This window comes from Paracoccus marinus (assembly GCF_007018965.1).
Classification (GTDB): domain Bacteria; phylum Pseudomonadota; class Alphaproteobacteria; order Rhodobacterales; family Rhodobacteraceae; genus Paracoccus; species Paracoccus marinus.
The window spans coordinates 1-13,270 of record NZ_VJYZ01000016.1 but is presented as its reverse complement, the minus strand read 5'-3'; the positions used below and the strand labels follow the sequence as shown (position 1 = coordinate 13,270).

Below are 13,270 nucleotides of genomic sequence, written 5' to 3'. Positions count from 1 at the left end.
TCACTCAAAGTCCGGTGCGGGCCGCATCGCGCTGCGCTTTGTTGGTGGCAGGTCGATGCCGCCCACCGCCGCGAACCGGGCATGGATGGCCTGACCAAGGTTCCGGGGTGTGTTGGGCTGGCCGACAACCTGCCGCAGGATATCCCGCGCCTCCTCCTCCATCGAGCGGCCATGTTCAGCAGCGCGCACGCGCAGGCGGCGTTTTACATCGTCGTCGAGATTGCGAATCGTTATGCTCGCCATGCTGCCCTCCGGTTGTAGGACTGAAGATAGGCAGTGATAGCATTGCAATCAAGCCAAAGCTGCGCTGTAGACCGAAACAGATTTGACCGATCTGCAGGAGTATCACATTGGAAAGGCAGCTATTTGCGCGATGAAGCCAACCAAGGCTGCACTTTCGGCATCGCCGTCGTCACCTCCACCTCGAGCAGCATCCCGCCCGCCAACAATCCATCCCGGACCCAGTCCAGCGCCTGCCACCAATCCTCGTAGCCGCGCCGGGCGGATGCGATCTGGTTCGGATGCGGCCGCCAAGTGACCGGGCAAGCCAGCACCTCGACCGTTCGCCATTTGCCACGCGTCTTCACCCGTTCGGTGCCGACGACGATGGTTGTCGCTCGCTCGCCATGCTGGTTGTTCTTGGTTTCCATTGGCACGCAGCGCGGGACGACGCCCGGCATCGAGTCTGGCGTCATGCCAGCACGCGCCAGTTCTGCTACCTGGATCGCCATGCGGATGCCGCCGAGGCCATCGGGCATGCCTGCCACGGTGGCGGCGATCACCTCAGCATCGGGATGGGTGTAGCTGCCCATCTTGTACTGGCCGCCGTCCACTTTGCATCCAAGCATAGCGCGTTGGAGCAGGACGTATTCCAGGCCGAAACCGAAGCCTTCCTCGGTCACCTCTTTGGGCGATGGCAGTTCCAGCTGCGCCTGTTCCACGCGGAATGCCCATTCCAGCGCCGCCTGCACGCCCAGCGCGCGCTTGATCTTCGTGCCGCCGGTTCGGCCGATCCGTCCTTGAATGCTCATGGCTGCATTCCTTCAAACAGGGTCAACTGCGTCGGGAGTGGTGTTTGGTCGGTCGGCCGCCAGATCCACGGGCCCGAGGCCATGGGCAGCTGCGAGAGCGCGCCACGCATGTGCTGCCGCCAGAGGGTGAACTCCATTTCCGAGCAGGCGCAGAGCGCGTGCCCGATGGGCCAGCCCATCAGCCATCCGACGAAGAGCGGGTTCAGCCGCCGCCGCGACCGGCCCTTCAGGATCCGTCGCGAGACGACGCGCCCATGCGAGGCAATCATCGAAGCCCAGAGCGGGCGCGAGATCGGGGCGTGCGGCAAGGACCGTGGCCCATCCGGTGAGGTCGCCGGGGCCGGGCGGGTGAAGCCCTGCTCCGCTCGGTAGTGCAGCAGGTCCATCCGGGACTTGCCGTCCATGCGGGTGATGCTGTCCGCGCTGCTGCCCTTCCAGTTCTGCGCCGCAGGCGTCGGCCACCGGTTTGGCAACGCCTTCGCGATGCCCAGCGCCAGCGCCTCGGCCTTCCGGGTAAAGTCGCTGTTCCCGGCCGGGTTGTAGCGGTCGGTGCCGGGATGCAGGCTCATCGGTGTGGGCCAGGATGAAGATGCGCAGCCGTTCATGCGGCGCGCCGACCTCTGCCGCCGAGAACAGGCCCGCCGCCGGCGTGTAGCCCAATCCCCAAAGCTCTCGCAGGACGGTCTCGAGGCCGAGGGTGACGTGACCGGCGACGTTTTCGAGGAAGACCCATTCCGGGCGACATTCGCCAATGACGCGGGCGACGTCGGGCCAGAGGTGGCGGGGATCGTCGGCGCCACCGCGTTTTCCGGCCGCGCTGAAGGGCTGGCAGGGATAGCCTGCGAGGACGGCGTCGAAGGCCCCGCAGAACGGCCGGGCATCGAAGCTGCGCAGATCGGTCCAGATCGGGGCCGGGGCGAAGTATCCGGCTGCTTGCGCCGCGATGAGCACCGCCCTTGGCCAGTCCTCCCATTCGACGAAGGCGCGGGTGTGATAGCCGGGTTCGGCAAGCATGAGGCCCAAATCAAGGCCTCCGCCGCCTGCGCAGAGGGACAATCCGTGCCGGGGACGTGACACCATGCCATTCACCGCACCCCGCGCTCGCGCAGGCGTTCGGCCGTCACCAACCCACGGGCCAGCATGGCGTCGCGCATGGTGTTGCTGATCGCGCTGACCGGCAGGTAGCGGTCGGAGTTAACGAGGTCGGCGTAGAAGGCGGGGAGGTCGGTGATCGGCTTCGCGGCCGGGGCGGAGGGCGTCTTGGGCTTGCGCCGTTTCCGTCCAGCATCCTCGGCCTTCCGCTGGGCAGCACGCTGCATCGCCCGGTCCAGCGCCTTCGGCCCGTCTGGCGGTTGGGGGTGCTCTTCGCGGGACGCTTCCGCGGCGGCGATGATCTCCGCCTCGGTCAGCCCGAGGTCGTCGCGCCAGCGCTGGACGTGCAGCCGGGGCGGCCAGCCTTGCCACCAGCCGGGCAGGGCGTCGGGGTCGAGGCCCAGCGCGTCCAGCAGGTCTCCGAAAACCTCATCGGAAATCGCCTCGCGCGCTTGTGCGCCCTCCTCCTCCTTTACTGGTTTACTTAGAGGTTCCCTTACAGGGTTAGTGTCCGAAATCCGGACACGGCTTTCGGCATTTTCCGGACACGGGTCTGCCGGAAAATCGGACACGGGACTCGCCTCATCCCCGTGTCCGAAATCCGGACACGGCAGGGCGTCGGCAGCACCATCAAGGCGCGAACCCTCGACCATCTCAGCGATTTCCGCACCGTCGCCTTCGCCGTGTCCGATTTCCGGACACGGCACCACAGCCACGGGTGTGAACCCCGGCTCGAACCCCAGGATGTAGCGGGTGGGCAGCTGGCGCTTGGTCACGGGGTCGAGCCGCGGCACCCGCCGCAGCAGGCCCACGGCCTCGAGCTGGCCAAGGTGATCGTTCAGCGTTGATCGGCTGATCTCGCAGTCATGCGCCAGCCGGTCCTGCGAAGGAAAGCAGCCGTAATCCGGGTTGAACCGGTCGCACAGATGCCAGAGCACGATCTTGGTCGTCGGCTTCAGCCCGCGCTGCTTGATGGCCCAGTTGGTGGCCTCGTGGCTCATGACGCGGGCCTCCGCGGGGCAGGGGCGATGCGCGTGGTGAACCCGTGATCGGCCAGCGCGCCCAGCGCATCGTCGAGACTGCGCACCAGCGCCCAGCCGAACCCTTGCGCCAGAACGGCATCACGGAATGCCTCCTGTTCCGGCCGCAGGCGCCCCTTCGGCGCCTTCAACTCGAGGAACAGGACGCGGCCGTCCCAGATCACCATCAGATCGGCGAACCCGGCATGGACGCCCATGCCGACAAGGATCGCTTGGCGCTTCGCCCCGCGGGGCCCGGCCTCGGTCACCTCGTTGGCGCAGTGATGGATGATGGCCGAGCGGGGCAGAGCGATGCGAAGCGCCTGCACGACGGCACGCTGCAGATCGGCCTCGGGCGTACCACGGCGCATCATCGCGCGGCCCTCCCCTGGTATTCGCGCTGGGCACGTTGCACCGGCCGCCGCGCATCGACGACGACCAGCAGGCGCTGGGCATCTGCTCGCTCGCCAGGGGTCTCGCCATGCTGCGCAAGCACGTTGCAGGCGAGCCGGATCAGGAGATCGCTGTGATGCGCGACATCGGCGATCACGGCGCGGGCCTTGGCCACGCGGTCGGCGGGCCAGGCGGAACTGTGGGGCTGGATGGTCATGACCGCCCCCGCGTCTTGCGCACCGGATGGGCCTGTTCCTGCGCGCGGATCCACTCCTGAATGGCTGCGCGGCGATAGAAGGTCTTTCGACCTATGCGTGTGCAGGGCGGCCCCTGGCGGCGGGCTTCCCACCGGGATAGCGTGTCGGCCGTCAGGCCCAGCGCGCGGGCCAACTGCTCCCGGCTGATCCAGTCGGCCAGCAGGTCCGGGATGTCCTCGTCGGGATCGGTCTGAATGTCCTTCATCGGCTGCTCCATTCGCGTGGACCCCTCTGGCGGGGGTCGGTTCAGCGAAGCAGAGCGCGAGGACCGGAAGACAGGCGGAAGGTGGAATTGTAGACCGCCTACCTATTCCGCCCCTTGTTTCATTGGATTTTCTTGGCTCCTGCCAGTCTGGGCCACCCAAGGCAAATACCTACGCCCCCGTCATCCAAGGCGGTTCCGGGCGGCGATGCATGCGCGTGCATCACCGTTCCCTACGGGGAGGGCAGTTTGACCGTCCTTCGGACGGATTCGCCGCTTTTGAGGGGAGCGGAATTGCCGGAATGGGGCGTTCCGGTCAGGTTCCGCAGGTGCTCGACGATATCCACATGTTCTTTCTTTGTTCGAACCGTGCATCACAGGTTTGTAGTTGCGTGCTCGCCTTCTGGGTGCGTAGATTAATGGTTGAGCAGTCCATAAGAATCGAAAAGACGAACGCAGTCGGGTGCGCACGCCGGTCACGGTGTGCCTCTGGCATACAGGCGGTTTTCCTCGACGACATGCTCTGAACCCTGAGTCAGCCCACGTGCTCGGCACGGCGGGTCATTTGTAACCTGCATGCCGACGGCCCTGGCCGAAGGATGCTGCATGTCTGAAAGGAGTTTCCCAATGCCTCTGCCGCCTGTCGCATTCTTCTCGATCTACGAAATCGCCGTGCGCTGGGGTTGCCCTCCGGCCGATGTGGCGGGCTGGGCGGCGGCGGGGCATCTGCATGTGGTGGCGGGCATTCCTCCCGTCCTCTGCGGTGACGAGACGGTGGCCGGTATGGTTCAGGTGCCGATGGCGGAACTGATGGGGATGTTCCGGCGGATGGGGCCGAGCGACGAGCAGGCGCGGCTCAGGCGGGTGATGCCGCTGGGCAGCAAGACCTGGCTCACGATCACCGATCCGGCCGAGGGGGTGCTGGTTCGGTCGTCCGACCTGCTGCTGGATTCTGGAACACTGCAGGCCTTCGAGGAGGAGCGCGATCTGCTGCGGCGCCCGGCCTCCACCATCGGGGCCAGCCCTCGCTACGATTGGGACGCGATGTATGCGTGGCTGACGTGGTTCCTGTTCGAGAAGGGCGTCCCCGATACCCAGACCGCTCTGGTCACGCTGGTGCAGGACTGGTTCGTTCAGAATTCAAAGTCGGGCGAGGTGCCGGATGAAAGCACCATCCGCAAGCGGCTGTCCTCGCTCTGGCGCAGGTTGCGGGGCGAGGATGCCGCGTGAGGGTCAGGCCGATTTCGGCAAGTCGGTCCCCTCCTGCGCCGCGTCATGCACAAGGCGCGGCCGCGGGCGTAGGAGGCTGGCCACCGTGTCGACGCCCGCGCGCAGGGGGGAATCCATCAGGTGCGCGTAGCGCTGGGTGGTCTGCATCTGGCTGTGGCCCAAGAGCTTGCCGATCATTTCCAGCGATGCGCCGCCGCTGACCAGAAGCGAGGCAAAGGTGTGCCGCAGGTCATGGATGCGAACGTCGGCCAGCCCGGCGTCCTTCTGCACCTTGGCCCAGAAGCGGCGAATTTCCCGCACGGGCTGGCCCACGGTGTCGCCGGGAAACAGCCAAGGGTTGCCACTCGGCACCGCCTGCTGGCGCAGGCGCACGATGGCCGCGACGTCCTGCGAGATCGGGACGCGGTGGATCTTGCGCTGCTTGGTGGTCGAGGCGGGTTTCGACCAGATGGCATAGTCGAGGTTGAACTGTTCGAACCGCGCGGTGCGAACCTCGCCCACCCGCGCGCCGGTCAACATGCACATGCGGATGATTGCCGCGGCGCGCTGATCCTCGGCAGCATCCAGCACGGCCGCCAGCCGTGTCAGCTCTTCGGGCGACAGGAACCGTTCGCGGGCATGCTCGATGCGCCGATGGAACCCCTGCGCGGGGTTGTCCGTCCGCCATTCCCATTCCACCGCCAGCGTGAACATCTTGCGCAGCACCTCGCCCATGCGGTTGGCGCGGATCGGGGTGGGCTTGTGACCCTGCAGCTTGCGGGCCCGATTGTTGGGCTTTGCCTTGCAGGGACGGGGCCGCCCCTCGGCCACGAAATCGAGGAACTTCGCGACGTCGGACTTGGTGATTTCCGTCACCAGCCGGTTGCCCCAGGCCGGTTCCACCATCTTCTTCAGCATCGAGACCTGATCGCCCGCATTGGTCTTGGCGAGTTTCGGCAGATGCTCCGCGATGTAGCGGTCGATCATGTCGGTGACGCGCGGGGCCCCGCGCCACTCGTCGCGCGCCGCCAGAGGATCCTGCCCCTCGTCGATGGCGCGGCGCAGTTCCTTGGCCCGTTCGCGTGCGGCCGTGACGCTCCACTCCGGCCAGCGCCCGATGGTCATCCGCCGCTGCCGCCCGGCGTGCCGGTAGTCGATGGTGAAGGTCCGCGCGCCCGAGGCCTGCACCCGCGCGGCGAAGCCGATCACCTCCGTGTCGAAGATCTGATAGCTGGCGCCGGGCTTCGGCTCCGCCTCGCGCAGGGTTTTCTCACTGATTTTCAGTCGCTTGACCATACATCCCGCCTCCTTGCCCGACGACACAGGCGTAGCCCCGCGCCACTATCAAGTCGGACCACGGGGCGGCGGCCGGAATACAGGCGGAAGGTGGAATTGGATGCCAGGGGGAAAGTCCGGAAAGGAGAAACAAGGTGTTACGCGACTTGGCCCAGTGCGCTGGGTTGGGAAAAGACGGACGCACTCCACCCTCTTCGCCGATGGTTTGATCGGGATTTGCGCATGGGGTAATCCTGTCAGAACGCCCCAATCACGATACTGCCATGCCCAGCGCCAAGCCCCCGCGAAAACTGACGCCCGTGCTGTGTCAGCGCCTGCACGCCGAGATGCTGAAGGCCTGCGAGGCTGTCGCCGCCCGTCATGGCCTGGTGGTCGAGCCGCGCGACATCACCGGCGTCGACCTGCGTTGGGGGTTCGATGCCACCTTCCGCATCTCGATCCCCCTGCCGGATGGCAGCGCTCTCGACCCTGATCGGCTGCGATTCGAGGCGCTGGCTGAGGCCTTCGGGTTTTCGCCTACCGACTACGGTCGCCAGTTCAGCACCGGCCGCGAGCAGTTCCGTATCACCGGCATCGACCCCCGCCGCCCAAAATACCCGGTGTCAGCCGAGCGGATCCCGGACGGTCAGGGGTTCAAGTTCACCGCGGAACAGGTGGCGCTGTTGCTGCAGAAGGGGATGAAGGATGTGACGCCGAAGGGGTAGGGGCGGCGCTCTCGGCCCATTGCCGCCAGCCCATCCGAACCGTCGCCGCATCGCTGAAATCCCGGAAGCTGCCGTAAATGGTCTCTGCAATGGAATCTGACTCTAGGGCGGCCGGAAGGCCGGTCAGCTTCTTGAGAAACCCTCGATATCGACAAGAAGAAGGTCATGGTCTGATAGCGGTTTGCCCAGCTTGCTGGTTGACGGCAAAACCCGCGACCGGCCGATCTCCAGTCCGCGCGACAGAAACCAGTCCAGTTTCATCGCGCGCTCGGGCCAGCGGGTGATCAGGCTGGGGCGGGTGGTCATTTGCTCCTCGGGGCCTCCATGCACGCCAAAGCCACGCGCGCGGGCCAGGTCGAACAGGGTTTCCGCGCGCCAGTCGCCGCCGATATGATTGCCCGTGTTCAGATCGCCGCCAATCAGAATGGGCAGGCCGGGAAAGGCGGCCTCAAGCGCGTCGATCAGGCTTACCATCTGGGCGCTACGTTCCGCCGCATTGGCGTTGCTTTCCAGATGGGTCGAAACCATAACCGCCAATCCGGCAGTTGTCCTGACCTTCGCGCCGATGGCCATGCGTTCCCCCAGCCGGGGCTGATCCCCGCCCTGCAGGAACCAGAACCGCCGCCCCGGCAGCCGGAGCAGGAAGGGCTGCGACAGCGCCGTGGCGGCCATCAGGCCATTGCCATGCCAGCCCAGATTATTGCTGTCGGCAACACAGAACTCCCGCTCGGTCTCTGAGCCAAGGCCCAGCTCGACGAATTCCACGCCATAGGCATAGGCCATGCCCAAATGCCCGGCCAGTTGGGCAGTGGTGTGCGCCTGCCCGCTGCGCGCCATTCCATGGTCCATTTCAGAGAGCAGCGCCACCTGCGCGCCCGCTTCTGCCAGCATCTCGGCGCTTTCAATTGGAAACAGGCAGCGTTCAAGGTTCCAGGCCGCGACCGTGAAGGGGAAGGCCAGTGGGGCATCCGCGGCGGCTCCACCCTGCTCGACAGAGGTCATGCAAGGCAGGCCAGCCAGATGCGCATCATGCGCCGCCACCGTGCGGGGAAGCTGGCGGATGGTCTCACGCTCTGCCTGTGACAGCGGCGCAAGCCTGGAAACCGTCCGGTGGATCATGCGGTCACCACCGCAGGTCGGGATATGGCCGGGGCCGTTTCGATCCGTTTGCCGGTATCGGTGGCAAAGACATGCACCCGATCCGGCGCAACACCCAGCCGCAGCTCGGCGGAAATCGGCATCGCGGGGTCCATCGCCACCACAAGCAGTTGCCCGTCGACATGGCCATGAACCAGCCGCTGCGCACCAAGCTCTTCGACGAAATCGGTCTTGAAGGCCAATCCCTCGGCCGCCGGCGTCAGGTCTTCGGCCCGTAATCCGATGGTGACGGGGCCCGAGCCCAGCTGATCCTGCCGCGCCAGCCGGTGGACGCCAACCTGTAGCCAGCCGCTGTCGGCCCGCCCGTCCAGCAGGTTCATCGCGGGGGCCCCGATGAAGGAGGCCACGAAAGTCGAGGCGGGGTGATGGTAGATCTCCAACGGCGTTCCCACCTGCTCGATCCGGCCCGCGTTCAGCACCACCAGCCGATCGGCCAGGGTCATCGCCTCCAGCTGGTCATGGGTGACATAAAGCGAGGTGGTTCCCAGCCGTCGCTGCAGGCGACGGATCTCGCCGCGCATCGAGACGCGCAGCTTGGCGTCCAGATTGGACAAGGGCTCATCGAACAGGAAAGCAGCAGGTTGCCGCACGACCGCCCGCCCCATGGCAACCCGCTGCCGCTGCCCGCCAGACAGGGCACGGGGGCGGCGGTCGAGATAGGGACCCAGTTCCAGCATGCGGGCGGCCTCGGCCACGCGCGCCTCGATCTCGGCCTTTGGGGTTTTGCGGTTCTTCAACCCATAGGCCATGTTCTCCCTCACCGTCATATGCGGATAGAGCGCATAATTCTGGAACACCATGGCAATGTCGCGATCCGCCGGGTCCACCCGGTTCACCACGCGATCCGCGATGCGCACCTCGCCGCAGCTGATCTCTTCCAGCCCCGCCACCATGCGCAATAGCGTGGACTTCCCGCAGCCCGAGGGGCCGACCAGCACGATGAATTCTCCATCGGCGATGGTCAAGTTAATGTCGCAGACCGAAGGTGCGGGGGCACCGGGATAGGTTTTCGAGACATTGGTCAGCGTGATGGAAGCCATGTTACTTGTCGCTTTCAGTCAGACCCTTGATGAACCAGCGCTGAAACACCACCACCACGATCACGGGCGGCAGCAGCGCCAGCACCGCAAGGGCGAAGGCCTGGTTGTAATCGGGGATCTGGCTGCCAACCCAGACCTGCAAGATCTGCTTGATCCCCCGCATCAGGGTGAAGAAGCGTTCTTCGGTCGTCATCAGCATGGGCCAGAGATACTGGTTCCAGCCATATACGAACATGATGATGAAGATCGCGGCCATCATGGTTTTCGACAGCGGCAGCAGGATATCGAAGAAGAATTTCACCGGGCCTGCCCCGTCGATCCGGGCGGCCTCCAGCAGCTCGTCAGGCACAGACTTGAAGAATTGCCGGAAATAGAAGGTGCCCGTGGCCGAGGCCAGCAGCGGCAGGATCAGCCCGGTATAGCTGTTGAGCAGGCGCAGGTCGGACATCACCTGATAGGATGGCATGATCCGCACTTCCAACGGCAGCAACAGGGTGGTGAAGATCACCCAGAACATCGCAGTGGCAAAGCGGAAGCGGAAATAAACCAACGCATAAGCTGCCAGCATCGACAGCGCGATCTTGCCGATCGCAAAGCCAAGGCCAAGGATCAGCGAATTCATCGCCATGGTCGCGCCTGTCACTTCGCCGGTGAACCCGCCGCGCTTGCTCAGCACGGTCGCATAGGTCTCAATCGCATGGCCACCGGGTGCAAGCGAGAGGCCGTTCACATGGATATCGGCGGCGCTATGGGTCGAGGTCATGATGGCCACCGCGACGGGAGCCAGCATGAACAGGCAGCCAAGGATCAGGATCAGGTGGTCGAGGGGGCGGATGCGGTGCATATGGGATCAGCCGTAGTGGACGCGGCGTTCAAGCCAGCGAAATTGCGCCAGCGTCAGGACCAGAACGACCAGCATCAGGATCACCGACTGCGCCGAAGAGCCGCCGATATCATTGCCGCGGAAGCCGTCATTATAGACCTTGTAGACCAGCGTGATCGGGTTGTTCGCAGGTTTGTCCTTCACCATCACGTCGATCACCGCGAAGGTGTCGAACAACGCGTAGGTGATGTTGATGATCAGCAGGAAGAACGCTGTGGGGGCCAAAAGCGGCAGCGTCACGGTGCGGAACCGGCGCCAGCCGTTGCGGCAATCGATAATCGCGGCCTCACGGACCGAAGCCGGTACCGCCTGCAGCCCCGAGAGGAAGAAGATGAAGTTGTAGGGAACCTGCTTCCAGACCGAAACCAGGATCATGGCAAAGGCGGTGTCCCAGTAGTCGATGCCCACTTTCATGTCCCAGCCCAGCATTGCGGCCAGTTTCACGAAGGGACCGATATGCTGGTCAAACAGCATCATCCCGATCAGCCCGGCCACCGGCGGCGCAATGGCATAGACCGAAATCAGCGCGGTGCGGTAAGGCCCGCGGCCCTGGATCACCGCATCGGCCTTGACCGCCAGCAGAAGCCCGAGGCCCAGCGAGGCGGCAGTCACGACTGCGGTGAAGAAGGCGGTGAAGGCCGCGATATTAAGATATTCCGCCGAGCCTAGCGCATCGGTGTAGTTGTCAATGCCCACGAAGGTGGCGCCAAAACCGAACGGGTCCTCAAGGTAGAAGGACGAGCTGATCGCCTGCACCGAGGGCCAGTAGAAAAAGACGAAGATCACCAGAAGCTGCGGCAGCAGGAACAGCCACGGCAACAGCGGCCGGTCGAACTGAACACGCTTGGCAGGTTCGGGTTGTGCTGTCAGGGCGGCGCGCAGTCGGGCAAAGGGCCGGGCCTTGGCGGCAAGCGGGGTGGAAAGATCGGTCATCAGGGCCTTGCGGGAAAAAGCAAAGACCGCCGGGCCCGGGAGCGGGGCCCAGCGGTCGAAAGTCAGGCGATCAGCCCGCCGTCTTGGCGAATTTGGCCAGCAGCTCGTTGCCCTCGGTCTCGATCGCCTTGAAGGCGTCTTCCACCGTGGTTTCGCCGGAGAAGATCTTGTTGAACTCGCGCTCCTCGATCACCCGGATCTGCGGGTAGAATCCCAGGCGGTAGCCCTTGGACCATTCGCCCTGCGGCAGCGACAGTTGCATGATGCCGATCTCGGCCTGCGGGTGCTTTCCGTACCAGCCATCCGCCTTGGACTTTTCATAGGCGGCAGTGGTGATCGGAACATAGCCCGTGGCCTGATGGTAGAAGGCCTGGATGTCGGTCGAGGTCAGGAAGCTGAAGAACTCGGCCGTGCATTTGTTTTCCGCATCCGGCTTACCGGCAAAGGCAAAGAGCGACGCGCCACCGATGAAGGACGACTTGTTGCCGTCGGCCACGGTCTCGTCATAGGGCAGGAACGTGGCCGAGAAGGGCATGGTCGCGGTCTTCGACAGGCCACCGAACGACCCCGAAGAGCCGATCCACAGCGCAACCTTGCCTTCTTCGAAAGGCTTCTGGTTGTCGGCCCAGCCCGCGCCGTAGAAACCGAAAAGCTCGGCATCGTGCCAGGCCTTTACGCGGTTCCAGAACGCCAGCACTTCGGGGGCGGTGGCATTCAGCGTGGTGCCTTCGAAGCCGTCATAGCCATTGGTGTTCGAGGCCATCTGCACATTGTTGCGCGAGAAGAAGTTCTCGAAGAACATCCAGGTGAGCTGCGAGGCGGTCAGCGGGATATAGCCCGCTTCCTTCAGCTTCGGCGCCGCGGCCTCGAACTCGGCCCAGGTCTTCGGCACCTCGACGCCCGCCTTCGCAAAGGCTTCGTCATTGACATACATGATCGGCGCCGACGAGTTGAACGGCATGCCGACGAACTTGCCCGCGGCATCGGCATAGAAATGGCGGATGCCGGGGATGAAGGATTCGCGGTCAAAGGCATGACCGTTCTGGACCAGCAGATCCTCGGCCGGAATTATGGCATCGGGTGCGTTCATGATCGTGGCGGCCCCGGCGTCAAAGACCTGAAGGATGTTCGGCTGTTCGCCCGAACGGAAAGCGGCGATGCCCGAGGCCAGCGCCTCTTCATAGGTGCCCTTCGACACCGGGGTCAGCCCGCAGGCTGCCTGGGCGCTGTTGAACTTCTGGGCGATCTGGTTGATCACCTCTTCATTCGCGCCGCCCATACCATGCCACCAGGTGATCTGCACCGGTTCGGCAAGGGCCGAAGTTGCGGTCAGGGCAAGGACGCCAATGGCGGAAAGTGTCTTCTTCATCGCGGGAACCTCTAGGAATTGCTGGCCGGACCTTAGGGCGGACGGATGACGGATCGATAAAACTTATATGTCGCCGTGAAGACAATCGGTGCCAGACGCGCTGCTGGTATCGACCACGCCAGTTTCGCAGCCTGACGTGCCCGGCCACGACCGCACTTCAAAAGCTCGGCCGAGCTCATCATGAATGGCTGCTATCGACAGTTGTCAGAAGTGCGATGCCGCATTGCAGTCAGACAGCTATCCGCCCTTCGCGTCATGATCGGTGTATGCGACCGTGGTGATGGTCTATCACAGTTGATGAGCATCGCTTGTCAACGTCTGGTCAACCCGCGAATGCCTTCCTGAGCGCACGTCGATCCGCCCAAATCCGGCGAGAAACGTCGAGAGTTCGCAAAAGAATCCGCCATTCCAAAGGCTTGTCCACTAAGTCCCTGAAAACAAAAGAGTCAAAAAAATCAATAGGTTCGGCTCATAACCTGAAGGTCGCAGGTTCAAATCCTGCCCCCGCAACCAAATTCTATCGCACTAATAAACTATTACACCCCGCCTCACCGCGGGGTTTTCGCATGTCCAAATTCCACATCAACACCGTAAGCGCGAGGTCGTTGGTAAGCGCCACGGCGCTCTCCTCCTGCCGCTGCTGATCTGATCGGTCCATTCTCCGCGGGTGGGCATGGGGCGGAG

15 protein-coding genes and 1 pseudogene are annotated in these 13,270 nt (G+C 64.2%); 2 read left to right on the top strand and 14 right to left on the bottom strand.

All coding sequences use genetic code 11. The features are described from left to right. The 8 genes and pseudogenes from FNF32_RS08880 to FNF32_RS08850 all read right to left on the bottom strand — a co-directional run bounded on the left by FNF32_RS08880 (position 1) and on the right by FNF32_RS08850 (position 4,009). Positions 1-243, bottom strand: a complete 243-nt coding sequence (locus FNF32_RS08880; protein WP_143796581.1) for a FitA-like ribbon-helix-helix domain-containing protein — start codon at positions 241-243, stop codon at positions 1-3. Positions 244-362: 119 nt separating this feature from the next. Then, complete coding sequence (locus tag FNF32_RS08875; protein WP_143796580.1) at positions 363-1,031, bottom strand: hypothetical protein; 669 nt, start codon at positions 1,029-1,031, stop codon at positions 363-365. Beyond that, the gene (locus FNF32_RS15620; RefSeq protein WP_246087757.1) at positions 1,028-1,600 is read right to left on the bottom strand and encodes a DNA methyltransferase; all 573 of its coding nucleotides are present in this window, start codon (positions 1,598-1,600) and stop codon (positions 1,028-1,030) included. Before FNF32_RS15620 ends, FNF32_RS08875 begins: the two co-directional genes overlap by 4 nt. Positions 1,601-1,649: 49 nt before the next feature. Further along, positions 1,650-2,045: pseudogene (locus FNF32_RS15615) on the bottom strand (DNA cytosine methyltransferase); the annotation flags it as partial. A gap of 71 nt (positions 2,046-2,116) precedes the next feature. Next, positions 2,117-3,124 (bottom strand): helix-turn-helix domain-containing protein, encoded by a 1,008-nt coding sequence (locus tag FNF32_RS08865; RefSeq protein WP_143796578.1) that lies wholly within the window; start codon positions 3,122-3,124, stop codon positions 2,117-2,119. Further along, on the bottom strand, positions 3,121-3,516 hold the full coding sequence (locus tag FNF32_RS08860) for a VRR-NUC domain-containing protein (protein WP_143796577.1): 396 nt from the start codon (positions 3,514-3,516) through the stop codon (positions 3,121-3,123). Before FNF32_RS08860 ends, FNF32_RS08865 begins: the two co-directional genes overlap by 4 nt. Then, positions 3,513-3,752, bottom strand: coding sequence for a hypothetical protein (locus FNF32_RS08855; RefSeq protein ID WP_143796576.1), 240 nt, complete (start codon positions 3,750-3,752; stop codon positions 3,513-3,515). The genes FNF32_RS08860 and FNF32_RS08855 overlap by 4 nt, the downstream gene beginning before the upstream one ends. Continuing rightward, positions 3,749-4,009 carry a helix-turn-helix transcriptional regulator gene (locus tag FNF32_RS08850; RefSeq protein ID WP_081348991.1) on the bottom strand — a complete coding sequence of 87 codons (261 nt, stop codon included), beginning with the start codon at positions 4,007-4,009 and terminating at the stop codon, positions 3,749-3,751. The genes FNF32_RS08855 and FNF32_RS08850 overlap by 4 nt, the downstream gene beginning before the upstream one ends. A gap of 612 nt (positions 4,010-4,621) precedes the next feature. Here FNF32_RS08850 and FNF32_RS08845 point away from each other — a divergent pair. Next, on the top strand, positions 4,622-5,224 hold the full coding sequence (locus tag FNF32_RS08845; RefSeq protein WP_143796575.1) for a hypothetical protein: 603 nt from the start codon (positions 4,622-4,624) through the stop codon (positions 5,222-5,224). A gap of 3 nt (positions 5,225-5,227) precedes the next feature. On the opposite strand, the gene FNF32_RS08840 is transcribed toward FNF32_RS08845, so the two are convergent. Continuing rightward, on the bottom strand, positions 5,228-6,499 hold the full coding sequence (locus FNF32_RS08840; RefSeq protein WP_143796574.1) for a tyrosine-type recombinase/integrase: 1,272 nt from the start codon (positions 6,497-6,499) through the stop codon (positions 5,228-5,230). A gap of 263 nt (positions 6,500-6,762) precedes the next feature. On the opposite strand from FNF32_RS08840, the gene FNF32_RS08835 reads away from it, so the two are divergent. Next, on the top strand, positions 6,763-7,203 hold the full coding sequence (locus tag FNF32_RS08835) for a hypothetical protein (RefSeq protein WP_143796573.1): 441 nt from the start codon (positions 6,763-6,765) through the stop codon (positions 7,201-7,203). A gap of 123 nt (positions 7,204-7,326) precedes the next feature. Here FNF32_RS08835 and FNF32_RS08830 read toward each other — a convergent pair whose 3' ends face one another. From FNF32_RS08830 to FNF32_RS08810, 5 genes are all read right to left on the bottom strand, one after another. Continuing rightward, positions 7,327-8,322 carry an endonuclease/exonuclease/phosphatase family protein gene (locus FNF32_RS08830; RefSeq protein ID WP_143796572.1) on the bottom strand — a complete coding sequence of 332 codons (996 nt, stop codon included), beginning with the start codon at positions 8,320-8,322 and terminating at the stop codon, positions 7,327-7,329. Further along, entirely contained in the window at positions 8,319-9,401 is a 1,083-nt protein-coding gene (locus tag FNF32_RS08825) for a sn-glycerol-3-phosphate import ATP-binding protein UgpC (protein WP_136904870.1), read from the bottom strand. The genes FNF32_RS08830 and FNF32_RS08825 overlap by 4 nt, the downstream gene beginning before the upstream one ends. Position 9,402: 1 nt before the next feature. Continuing rightward, entirely contained in the window at positions 9,403-10,245 is an 843-nt protein-coding gene (gene ugpE, locus FNF32_RS08820) for a sn-glycerol-3-phosphate ABC transporter permease UgpE (RefSeq protein WP_143796571.1), read from the bottom strand. 6 nt (positions 10,246-10,251) lie between these two features. After that, positions 10,252-11,217, bottom strand: coding sequence for an ABC transporter permease subunit (locus tag FNF32_RS08815; protein WP_143796570.1), 966 nt, complete (start codon positions 11,215-11,217; stop codon positions 10,252-10,254). Positions 11,218-11,287: 70 nt separating this feature from the next. Further along, entirely contained in the window at positions 11,288-12,586 is a 1,299-nt protein-coding gene (locus tag FNF32_RS08810) for an extracellular solute-binding protein (RefSeq protein WP_136904867.1), read from the bottom strand. Positions 12,587-13,270: the final 684 nt, after the last annotated feature.

What these genes read in the sequence shown, in the direction of transcription:
- FNF32_RS08880 (WP_143796581.1), bottom strand. Translation starts at nt 243, where the DNA reads ATGGCGAGCATAACGATTCGCAATCTCGACGACGATGTAAAACGCCGC.
- FNF32_RS08875 (WP_143796580.1), bottom strand. Translation starts at nt 1,031, where the DNA reads ATGAGCATTCAAGGACGGATCGGCCGAACCGGCGGCACGAAGATCAAG.
- FNF32_RS15620 (WP_246087757.1), bottom strand. Translation starts at nt 1,600, where the DNA reads ATGAGCCTGCATCCCGGCACCGACCGCTACAACCCGGCCGGGAACAGC.
- FNF32_RS08865 (WP_143796578.1), bottom strand. Translation starts at nt 3,124, where the DNA reads ATGAGCCACGAGGCCACCAACTGGGCCATCAAGCAGCGCGGGCTGAAG.
- FNF32_RS08860 (WP_143796577.1), bottom strand. Translation starts at nt 3,516, where the DNA reads ATGATGCGCCGTGGTACGCCCGAGGCCGATCTGCAGCGTGCCGTCGTG.
- FNF32_RS08855 (WP_143796576.1), bottom strand. Translation starts at nt 3,752, where the DNA reads ATGACCATCCAGCCCCACAGTTCCGCCTGGCCCGCCGACCGCGTGGCC.
- FNF32_RS08850 (WP_081348991.1), bottom strand. Translation starts at nt 4,009, where the DNA reads ATGGAGCAGCCGATGAAGGACATTCAGACCGATCCCGACGAGGACATC.
- FNF32_RS08845 (WP_143796575.1), top strand. Translation starts at nt 4,622, where the DNA reads ATGCCTCTGCCGCCTGTCGCATTCTTCTCGATCTACGAAATCGCCGTG.
- FNF32_RS08840 (WP_143796574.1), bottom strand. Translation starts at nt 6,499, where the DNA reads ATGGTCAAGCGACTGAAAATCAGTGAGAAAACCCTGCGCGAGGCGGAG.
- FNF32_RS08835 (WP_143796573.1), top strand. Translation starts at nt 6,763, where the DNA reads ATGCCCAGCGCCAAGCCCCCGCGAAAACTGACGCCCGTGCTGTGTCAG.
- FNF32_RS08830 (WP_143796572.1), bottom strand. Translation starts at nt 8,322, where the DNA reads ATGATCCACCGGACGGTTTCCAGGCTTGCGCCGCTGTCACAGGCAGAG.
- FNF32_RS08825 (WP_136904870.1), bottom strand. Translation starts at nt 9,401, where the DNA reads ATGGCTTCCATCACGCTGACCAATGTCTCGAAAACCTATCCCGGTGCC.
- ugpE (WP_143796571.1), bottom strand. Translation starts at nt 10,245, where the DNA reads ATGCACCGCATCCGCCCCCTCGACCACCTGATCCTGATCCTTGGCTGC.
- FNF32_RS08815 (WP_143796570.1), bottom strand. Translation starts at nt 11,217, where the DNA reads ATGACCGATCTTTCCACCCCGCTTGCCGCCAAGGCCCGGCCCTTTGCC.
- FNF32_RS08810 (WP_136904867.1), bottom strand. Translation starts at nt 12,586, where the DNA reads ATGAAGAAGACACTTTCCGCCATTGGCGTCCTTGCCCTGACCGCAACT.